The organism is Chitinimonas sp. BJB300, assembly GCF_002735695.1.
Classification (GTDB): domain Bacteria; phylum Pseudomonadota; class Gammaproteobacteria; order Burkholderiales; family Chitinimonadaceae; genus Chitinimonas.
Map to the genome: position 1 here is coordinate 1 of NZ_PDZH01000327.1, position 941 is coordinate 941.

The window sequence follows — 941 nt, forward strand, 5'->3', positions numbered from 1 at the left end:
CTCCTCGTGGTTGCAGGCATCGCAGTGAAGCGCATGCCCTCCCAGCGCCGCAGTACGGCACTGTTCGATGGCCGACATGACCTTGAGCTGAGCGAGGCTCAGGTGTCCTGCCTGCTGTTTGCGCCAGGCGGGACCGTGGGTACGGAAGATGTCGGCAACCTCCAGGGCAGGCCGCCCCATGGCGGTGCTACGCCGTGTTCAGCCTCTCCAATGGACTGACGACCTCGCGCAGGATATCGGTGGCGACCTGGGCATACAGGGCGGTCGTTTCCAGTTTCTTGTGGCCGAGCAGTACCTGGATCAAGCGGATGTCGACCTTCTGCTCCAGCAGGTGGGTGGCGAAGGCATGGCGCAGGGAGTGCATCGAAATGCGTTTGTCGATGCCGGCCTCGTCGGCGGCTGCATGGATAGCCCGGTTGAGTTGGCGAGTGCTAAGGTGGTCCACCGGATCCAGGCCCGGAAATAGCCAGCCACCGTCCAGCATCTTGCCTTGGGCACGGGCGACGCGCCACCAGACGCGCAGGCGTTCGAGGAGCACCGGCGACAGCAAGGCGTAGCGATCCTTCTGTCCTTTGCCTTGCTCGACCCGCAGGGTCATACGCTGGCTGTCAATGTCGCTGACCTTCAAGTGGACCACTTCATTGACGCGCAGTCCGGTGGCGTAGGCCAATGCCAATGCAGTCTGGTGCTTCAGATTGCCGGCAGCGGCAATCAACCGTTTCACCTCGTCGGGACTCAAGATATCCGGCAGCTTGCGCGGCAGATGGACCGGCTTCATCTTGGCCATCGCCTCGGGACGGTCCAGGGTGACGCCGAAGAAGAACTTCAAACCACAGATCGCAGCGTTCAGCGACGCCGGCGACGTTCCGTGGTCGACCAGATGCAGTTGGTAATTTCGTAGTTCCTCAACGCTGGCTGTCTCGGGAGATCGACCAAGGTAC

General features: G+C 62.1%; 2 protein-coding genes. Both read right to left on the reverse strand.

The genetic code is table 11. The annotated features are described in order from the left end of the window. On the reverse strand, positions 1 to 180 hold a 180-nt coding region (locus tag CSQ89_RS21665), incomplete at its 3' end, for a transposase zinc-binding domain-containing protein (protein WP_186293442.1). Positions 181 to 187: 7 nt separating this feature from the next. Then, positions 188 to 941, reverse strand: a 754-nt coding sequence (locus CSQ89_RS21670) for a tyrosine-type recombinase/integrase (protein WP_099407997.1), incomplete at its 5' end; no start/stop codon positions are given.